The organism is Steroidobacter sp. (assembly GCF_016790065.1).
GTDB lineage: Bacteria > Pseudomonadota > Gammaproteobacteria > Steroidobacterales > Steroidobacteraceae > Steroidobacter.
In genome coordinates this window covers 1-8,601 of record NZ_JAEUPY010000493.1, presented here as the reverse complement: position 1 = coordinate 8,601, position 8,601 = coordinate 1, and the positions used below count along the sequence as shown (strand labels likewise).

5 protein-coding genes and 1 pseudogene are annotated in these 8,601 nt (G+C 60.4%); 4 read left to right on the top strand and 2 right to left on the bottom strand.

Features of this window, described 5'->3' with window-relative positions; genetic code table 11:
* Together JNL55_RS20495 and JNL55_RS20490 are read right to left on the bottom strand one after the other, a co-directional pair.
* Positions 1-536: exopolysaccharide biosynthesis protein (locus JNL55_RS20495; RefSeq protein ID WP_293858073.1), on the bottom strand; the 536-nt coding region annotated here is incomplete at its 3' end.
* A 149-nt stretch (positions 537-685) separates the two neighbouring features.
* Positions 686-898 (bottom strand): annotated as a pseudogene (locus tag JNL55_RS20490) (citrate transporter); the annotation flags it as partial.
* A 211-nt stretch (positions 899-1,109) separates the two neighbouring features.
* On the opposite strand from JNL55_RS20490, the gene JNL55_RS20485 reads away from it, so the two are divergent.
* From JNL55_RS20485 to JNL55_RS20470, 4 genes are all read left to right on the top strand, one after another.
* Positions 1,110-1,691 carry an RNA polymerase sigma factor gene (locus tag JNL55_RS20485; protein WP_293858067.1) on the top strand — a complete coding sequence of 194 codons (582 nt, stop codon included), beginning with the start codon at positions 1,110-1,112 and terminating at the stop codon, positions 1,689-1,691.
* A gap of 2 nt (positions 1,692-1,693) precedes the next feature.
* On the top strand, positions 1,694-2,692 hold the full coding sequence (locus JNL55_RS20480; RefSeq protein ID WP_293858065.1) for a FecR family protein: 999 nt from the start codon (positions 1,694-1,696) through the stop codon (positions 2,690-2,692).
* An 82-nt stretch (positions 2,693-2,774) separates the two neighbouring features.
* Complete coding sequence (locus JNL55_RS20475; protein WP_293858063.1) at positions 2,775-5,213, top strand: TonB-dependent siderophore receptor; 2,439 nt, start codon at positions 2,775-2,777, stop codon at positions 5,211-5,213.
* A gap of 11 nt (positions 5,214-5,224) precedes the next feature.
* Positions 5,225-8,488, top strand: a complete 3,264-nt coding sequence (locus JNL55_RS20470) for an amidohydrolase family protein (protein WP_293858060.1) — start codon at positions 5,225-5,227, stop codon at positions 8,486-8,488.
* Positions 8,489-8,601 lie beyond the last annotated feature (113 nt).

The window sequence follows — 8,601 nt, the reverse complement described above, 5'->3', positions numbered from 1 at the left end:
GCGCCGATCGCGACCAACGTCGATGTCAAGATGAACGCGCCATCACGCTGCAGGATGCCGATGCCGGTCAGCGTGACCGCGATGCCGGGGATCAAGTTGGCGCCCCACATCGGCAGAATCAATACCAATGCCATCACCAGTGTTTGAATGCCGATCAGTGAAGTCGCCGGCTCGATGACGAGCTTCGTCCAGCGCGGCGTGGAGAATCTTTCGATCTTCCTCAACAACGGAGCGCTTGCGCGTAGCGCAGTCTGGACGTGCGTCGCGCGCATCGTGAAATTTCGCAAACGACCTGGCATCCACAGAGTCGCTCGACCCAAAGTCAGTTGCAGCGCCGGTGCAATCATCAGGATGCCAAAGAGCGTCGAGATCCCGGGAATGTTCGGCAAACACATCGGCAGGGCCAGGATCAGCAACGTCAAGCCGACTCCGTGGCGGTCCAGGCGCTGCATCAAGTCGCCGACCGAGATCATTTCGGTGTCGATGGTTTCAGCCAGCTCCAGCAGCAACTGCGCAGCGGGCGGTGGAACGGACATAGAGTGCTTGCAGGCCGGTGAATCTGGATGAACCAGTGTGACTGATCAAGCTGACATTCCGCTGACTCTTCTGTCAGACGAAACGAAGTGCAGCGGTGCAAGTTTAGTAAGACGCCGCCGAGCCAAAAATCATTCGCTGAATCATTCGCTCAGCCGGCGACTAAAGGAAAGATGCCAAACAGCAATGCCGTGGCCATGAGAAGCAAGCAAATGGCCACGGCCCACTTCAGCGTGTAGCGTTGGTGGTCGCCGAACTCCACGTCGGCCAGCCCGACCAGCAGGTAGGTCGAGGGCACCAGCGGGCTCAACAAATGGACCGGCTGTCCGATCAAGGCTGCTCGAGCCATCTCGACCGGCGTTTTCCTGTGCACGCCGCCGCCGGTGCGTACCAGCGCCGAAGCATTGAAGTCGAAGGGCATGGTCCTGCTGCACGGGGAACAGACCAGGGAGGGTCCACGTTACCCGACGTGTCTGGGTCCAGCCGCTGCGCGCGCTTGCTCCGGCCGCAACTCCGGGAAGCGTTCAGCCCAATCTAATATAGACACGCGAGCTTCGAGAAAGCGTCCAGTTGTGATGCAAATTCCCGCGCCGGCAGGCCTGCTGGTGCGAATCCCGCGCCACTGCTGGATGCGGCGTTTGTTCTATGCCATTGTCCGAGGCATGGAAGGTTTTTCGCGATATTTTCGCAAGATGCGCCTGGTGTTGAGCCGGCGCGGCTGCCGACGCGATGAGATCGAGGATCTGATCCAGGACGCCTTCGTGCGCATGCTGGAGTATTGCGAGACCGGGGTCGAGGTGCGGCGTCCCGAAGCGCTGCTGGTGCGAACCGCGCAACGTCTTTCCATGAATTTCGAGCGGGATCAGCACCGCGACCTGTACGTCCCCGAGCCGTTGGAAAATCTGCTGCTGATCGATCCCAGCCCCGCGCCCGAGGATGTGCTGGCGGCCGCGCAGCGAATGGAAAAGGTCAAGCGAACGCTCGACGCAGTGAGCCCCCGCACCCGCGAAGTCTTCTTCATGCATCGTGTCAATGGTTTGAGTTACACGCAGATTGCAGATCGGACCGGGATACCGAGCAGCACGGTTCGCAAGCATGTCGCTCGCGCGATGACGGTGCTGTTGAGTGAGATGCAGCGAGAGAAGCAGGATCCTTGAGCATGGACAAGCACGCGCGTGACACTTCGTCCGAACCGAGCGAGGAAATCCTGGCGCAGGCGGCTGCTTGGATCGCCAGCCTGCACGATGCAGATCGCACCGAGAAATTCGAAGCCGGGTTTCGTCGCTGGCTGGCCGCCGACCCTCGGCATCGCACTGCTTTCGAGATGGCGAACGAGTTATGGGTCGATGCGGAGAGTTGGCCGAAGTCCCGAGCGCCGGAGACTGCGCCGCACTCCCGGGTCGGCTTTGCGTGGCGTCCGTCTCCCGCATTTTTGGTAGTCGCTTGCATGGCATTGGTGGCACTGCTGTGGGGTGGGTTGCAATTCCGCGACCCAGCGTTGACGACACATGTCGGCGAGCAGCGCAGCTTGACGCTGCAAGATGGCTCGCGGGTTTCGCTCAACACCGATACACGGATCAAGATTCACTACGACGACAAGCGGCGCAGAGTGAGTGTCGAGTCGGGTGAGGCATTGTTCGAAGTGGCGAAGCGCCCTGACTGGCCGTTCGTGGTCGTGGTCGGGGATCGCGAGGTCACGGCGCTCGGCACCGTATTCGTGGTCCGTCGTGAGTCCGAAAAAACCTCCGTGTTGCTGATGGAAGGCAAGGTTCGGGTTGTGTCGCTTGCGTCCGGCACCCAGGCGCAGCATTCATCGCAACCGGCGGTGTTGGAGCCAGGCCAGCGTCTCACCGTGGTGACGGATGATGTGCCGACCATCGATCGACCGGTGATTCCGACGGTCGTCGCGTGGCAGCGCGGCCAGGTGATTTTCGACCATACCCCGTTGGGACAGGCCGTGAGTGAGATGAATCGCTACAGCCCGGTGAAGTTGCGACTCGACAACGAGCCGGCGGCGAGTTTCCTGGTGACGGGAATATTCCGAGCGGGCGACACCGAGAGTTTCGTGCAGGCCGTCACCGAGAGCTATCAAATGACGGCGAGCTCCGGTGAACGCGAAATTCTGCTGAAAGGAGGGCGTGACGCGGAAGGCTTCTGAGTTTTAGTGGAGACAAGTGGACGCTTCTTGCTTGCCGGCGTGTCTACTTCTGTCAGAACCACAACATATCCTGGGGAGGTATATGTCTCACGTACTCAGTTGCGCTGTCCGCTCGATCGCCGCCGGCATGATGGCGCCGTTGGCGATCTACGCTTCGGTGGCTGGCGCTCAAGCCGTTACTCATTTCAACCTGCCGCATCAGGCGTTGTCCGAATCGCTGAAAGCGGTCGGCGCGCAAACCAATACCAACATCATGGCGCCGCCGCAGTTGGTGGACGCGATTCAGGCGCCGGCCATCAATGGAGCGATGACGACGCGTGAAGTGCTGGCGAAGTTGCTGGATAGCACCAAGCTGGAATATTTCTTCGTCAACGATCGCACGGTGGTGATCCGCAAGCAGAGCGCTGGCGATACCACGCAGGCCACCGGGGCTGCGGCCAGCAGTGGCGACGACATCGAGGAAGTGGTGGTTCGCGGCGTCCAGTTTCGTTATGAGGACAACGTGTCCAGCGCCAACAAGATGCCGCTGGCCGTCAAGGACACGCCGCAAACGGTCAAGGTGGTCACGCAGGATCTGATCGAATTCGCCGGCATGAAGAAGTTCGACGACTTCTACAAGGTCGATGCATCGACCTCGCCTTCGCACACCGGCAATCAGTACTCGCGCAATTATTTTCGAGGTTTCGAATCCTTCGGCTCGAACAGCATGAAGATCGATGGTTTCCGGACCACGGGACTGGTGCAGTTCGACCTGGCGCCGTTCGAGCGGTTCGAGGTCGTCAAGGGCTCGACATCGACGCTCTATGGCCAGAACGCGGTCGGCGGTACCTTCAACGCGATCTCGAAAATGCCGCAGCGGCAGTTCGGCGGCAGCGCTGCCTTGGAGCTGGGAAGCTTCGATCATTATCGCGCCGATGTGGATTTCTATGGCCCGCTGAGTGCCGACGGCGATTTGAGTTACCGTCTGGTGGGCGCTCGCCTGGATGAAGAGTCTTATCTCGATTTCGCGTATGACCGGCGCACGGTTCTGGCACCGACGCTGAAGTATGAGTTTTCCGAGAACACTTCGCTGACCACGCGGCTGTATTACCAGCAATCCGATTTCTCGCCGTACAACGGTTTCGGCACGCAGTTCATCGGCACCGATGCCAGCGATCCGGCACAACAAATCTCCAGCAACTACCGTGTGCCCAGGGTGTCCGAGTCGCGTACCGGCAATTCGCCGTGGAATGACGCGAACAAGGAGGCGCTGGTCGCCGGGACCCAGTTGGAGCAGCGTTTCGGCAGTTGGATGTTACGCGGCAACTTGCAGTACACCGACATCGACACCTACTCGCCGGGTGCGTTGGTATTGGGCACCGATCGGGACGGCTTCAGCGATTCGGTCGTCTACCTCTATGACGCCGAGGGCAACACTTATGCGGGAGAGGTCAATCTGTTCGGCGACGTGAGTTTGTTCGGGCGCAAGCACACGCTGTTCTTTGGCGCGGATTTCGCGCAGGAGGATCTCGATTCGGTCACCAGCTCGGATTTTTTGCCGGGTCGAACCAGTGGCTTCAGCATTCTTGCTCCGAACTATGATTTGTTGCGCGCGCCGGATCCCGCGATCGGTTACGCCACCATTTATAAGAGCTCGGCGAGAAACAAGTCCTCGGGCTTGACCGCGCAGATGTTGCTCCGTCCGTTGGACGGTTTGACGGTCAGCGTCGGGACGCGCTATTCGCACGATGTGCAGTTGAATCGAGCGGCTTGTTGTTCCGCCGGCGACACGCTGGGCGCGACTCAGGAACTCAAAGAGAATGAATGGACCTATCAGACCGGCGTGACGTACGCAGTGCTGCCGAGTCTCAATGTGTATGCCAGTTACGGCACGACGTTCACACCGCAGTCGGGTCTGGGTCTATCGGGCCAACCCATCGCGCCGGAGAAAGGCACCGCCCGCGAAATCGGCTTGAAGGGCGACGCGCCCGGACGCAAGTTGTCGTACTCCGTGGCCGTGTTCGAGATGGATCGCAGCAATATCTCCCAGAGCATTCCGGGCTCGCCGTTCCTGAGTCTGATCGGTGTCCAGAGCAGCAAGGGCGTGGAACTCGACCTGCAGGGTGAGGTGCTGAAAGGATGGGAGCTGTACACCTCCATGGCATGGATGAAAGCGGAATACACCGAAGGCGAGTTCAAGGGTATTCAACCGCCCAACGCGCCCAGGTTCGGTGCTTCGGTGTTCACCAGTTATGAAATTCAAGGCGGAGCATTGCGAGGCCTGGGGTTCGGCGGCGGCGTCGTGCATAAGCGAGGGCGCGATACGGCGGATCTGAACCGGGGCATCCCCATCAACTTCCTGGGCAACATCACCGAAGTCGACGTGCGAGCGTTCTATTCGCTGGCGCAGTGGCAGTTGGATCTGAGCGTGTCGAACCTGCTGGATGAGCGTTACTACTCGACGCCGTTCGGCCGGCTCAACTTCGGTTATCAGATCAATCCGGCGCGGCAGGTGAAAGCGGCCGTGCGCTACCGCTTCTAGAGCGACACCCGATGAAGTTGCGATCTCTCCGCGAACGCGTGCGCGCGTTCATGTGGGTCGGCGTGTTCGGTCTGGCTGCGCTGGCCCACGATTGCGTCACGATGGCGGACAGTGTTTCCGAGGCGGCAACGTCGCGTCGGGTGCAGTTCACGACGGATGAGGGGACATGGATGTCCCTGGATCTGTCGCCCGATGATCGCACCATCGTGTTCGAGCTGGCGGGCGATCTGTACGCACTGCCTGCAACGGGCGGCACCGCACGGCAGTTGACCCATGGCCCGGCATTCGATGCGCAGCCTCGTTACTCGCCCGACGGACGTTCAATTGCGTTCGTGAGTGATCGTAGCGGCGCGGACAATGTTTGGATCATGGATGTGAACAGCGGTGCGGTACGAGCCTTGACGCAGGAGACCGGTGCGTTTTTCGTTTCTCCGGAATGGTCGCCCGATGGCGAACATGTGGTGGTCACCAAGAGCAACCGGGATCGCGGGCATGGTCGGGAATATCAATTGTTCCTGTATCCCAGCAGCGGCGGTGCCGGGCGCCAGTTGACGACTGCACGCGCAGAGGAAGGTGCGTCGCAGCCGCTGGGTTCGCCCGTCGTACTAGGCGCGGCCTTCGGTGCCGATCCACAACGAGTGTTCGCTGCGTACCGCGTGACTCCCACGTGGCCCAGTTTCGCCGAGTGGCAGATCGGTGTGGTCGATCGATCCAGTGGCGTGATGACGCCCTATACGGATGAGTTGAACGGTGCCATGCGTCCGTTGCTGAGTCGTGACGGTCGTTACATCGTCTATGCGACACAGTGGCAACGTCAAACTCGCATGAAGTTGCTGGATATGAAATCGCGCGAGGCCCGCTGGCTGGTGCCTGATGTGGAGCGCGAACTCAACGAAACGGCGCCACGGCGAGACCTGCAACCCGGTGCGGCGTTTACCGCCGACGGCAGTGCAGTGGTTGTTGCCCATCATGGAAAGATATGGCGCGTGAGCGTTCCGGATGGGCGCGTCACTGCCGTGCCATTCAACGCAGTTGTGGATGTGCAGTTGGCACCACTCGCGCAGTTCGAATATCCCATCGACGAGAGCGGGGTGAGCGCGCGGCGTATCGAACAAGCGCAGTTGTCTCCGGATAGACGTTGGTTGGCATTCTCGGTGCTGGGCCGCATCTGGGTACAAAACAACGACCCGACGCAGTCGGCGACAGCTCCTCGACAGATCAGCACGGGGACCGACGGCGCGTTCTTTCCCGCTTGGTCGCCCGATGGGCGGTACTTGGCCTATGTGACGTGGAATGACAGCGACGGTGGCGCGATCTGGCGGGTGCGAATGCAAGCCAATGCCAAACCCGAGCGGCTGACCGTCGGCGGCGATTTCTACGAGAAGCTGGCGTACTCGGGTGACGGTCGTCGACTGGTTGCCGCACGTTCGCTGTTTCAGAAGCGGTTCGGATTCTTCAATGAGAATCGAGGCTTCGGGCGCGGCGATAGTACGGAGCTGGTATGGCTGCCCGCCGGCGGCGGTGAGGTCAGCGTCATCACGACGATTCATCCGGTGACGTACTGGGGCGCTTCTTCTCATTATGGGCGTCCCCACTTTGCGAAAGGCGATGCCGAGCAGCTGTACTTTGCCGACCCTGTCGATGGCCTGGTAGCGGTGCGCTGGGATGGTTCGCAACGCCGCTCCCTGCTGCGTATTAAAGGGCCAGGGTTTTACAACGAGGAACTCGCCGACGAAATGTTGCTGTCGCCGGATGCGCGGCAAGTCATCGCATTGCTCAACAATCAGCTGTGGTTGGTGGATCTGCCGAAGAGCGAGGGCACAGTTCCAACGATAGTTCTTCCTGCCGATGCCGCGACGGCCAAGGCGCGACGATTGAGTCGCGAAGGTGCAGATTTTCCGCAATGGGCCGCGGATGGCCGCAGCATCCATTGGTCCTTGGGCAGCTCGTTCTTCAGTCAACCGTCGACTGCTAGCCCAAGTGAAAAGCCACAGCAACGTGATGTGACTGTGCGCGTGGCACGCGATACACCGCGAGGCGTGATGGTGCTGCGTGGGGCGCGCGTCATCACGATGCGAGCAGATGAGATCATCGAGCGAGCCGATGTGATCGTCACCGACAACAGGATCAGCGCCATCGGGCCTCAGGGTTCTGTCGCTGTGCCCAAAGGTGCGCGCATTCTGGATGTCAGTGGCAAGACCCTCCTGCCTGGTTATGTGGATATCCATTGGCACGGCGCTCCGCCGTGGGGCGTGCATCGTGGTCAGGTCTGGGAATTTCAGGCCAGCCTGGCCTATGGCGTGACCAGCCTTCGCGATCCACAGCCGGCTGCCATGGATGCGCTCACCTACGCCGATCGAATCGCCAGTGGCGCATTGCTCGGTCCACGCTTCTTTACCACTGGACGTGGAATATTTCTCACCGATGGTATCGAGAGCTTGGAAGATGCAAGAAACATCGCGCGAAGTTATGCGCAGTTCTATCGCACCGAGACGATCAAGGACTACGTGACCAATGGCGATCGACAGGTCCATCAATGGCTGCTCGCTGCCGCCAGAGAGCTGCGATTGACGCCAACCGCCGAGGGCAACAGTGATTTCAAGTACTCCCTGACTCGGATTCTCGACGGTTCCGGCGGGCAGGAACACATGTCGGCCGTGACGCCGTACTACCAGGACTGGGTGAAGTTGGTTGCTGCCAGCGGCACCACGATTACACCCACCTTGCTCGAAGGACAATCCGGTGGTCGCGGCCTGCGACAGTTCATTCAAAACCACGACCTGTATAGCGACCCGAAGGTGAATCGATTCTTTCCGCAGGAAGAGATCGACTATCTGAGCACCGCTGCGAGCAAGGAATCCGGTGACAGCATATATACGGCGCGAGAGTTGGTTGCTCAGCCTACGGCTGTGCTCGCAGCCGGAGGGCGCGTCGCGCTCGGCGTGCACGGGGCGATTCAAGGACTCGGAGCGCACTGGGCGCTCTGGACATTCGTCGAAGGCGGCATGCGGGCGCACGACGCGCTACGCGTTGGCACGATCATGGGGGCGCAGGCCATCGGTCACGGTCGCGACTTTGGCTCAATCGAAGTGGGCAAGCTCGCGGATCTGCAGATCCTCGACGGCAATCCTCTCGAAGACATTCGGCAGACGCTGTCGCTGCGTTACGTGGTGATCAATGGGCGCGTCTACCAGACCGACACGCTGGATCAGATTTGGCCGCAGGCCCAGCCACTCGAGCCGCAGTGGTGGCAGAAGCAGGCGTCGGCGCGCTAGTTCGAGTGTCCAGCGGCGTACCGCCCCTGGCAGAGGATCATGAGTTGAATCGAGAAACTACAGGCATGCTCAAGCGTCGGGATTTTTTGTTGTCGGCAAGTTCGATGGCGCTT

Bases quoted from the DNA above. Each gene is read 5' to 3' on its own strand.
- JNL55_RS20485 (WP_293858067.1), top strand. From the start codon at position 1,110: ATGCAAATTCCCGCGCCGGCAGGCCTGCTGGTGCGAATCCCGCGCCAC.
- JNL55_RS20480 (WP_293858065.1), top strand. From the start codon at position 1,694: ATGGACAAGCACGCGCGTGACACTTCGTCCGAACCGAGCGAGGAAATC.
- JNL55_RS20475 (WP_293858063.1), top strand. From the start codon at position 2,775: ATGTCTCACGTACTCAGTTGCGCTGTCCGCTCGATCGCCGCCGGCATG.
- JNL55_RS20470 (WP_293858060.1), top strand. From the start codon at position 5,225: ATGAAGTTGCGATCTCTCCGCGAACGCGTGCGCGCGTTCATGTGGGTC.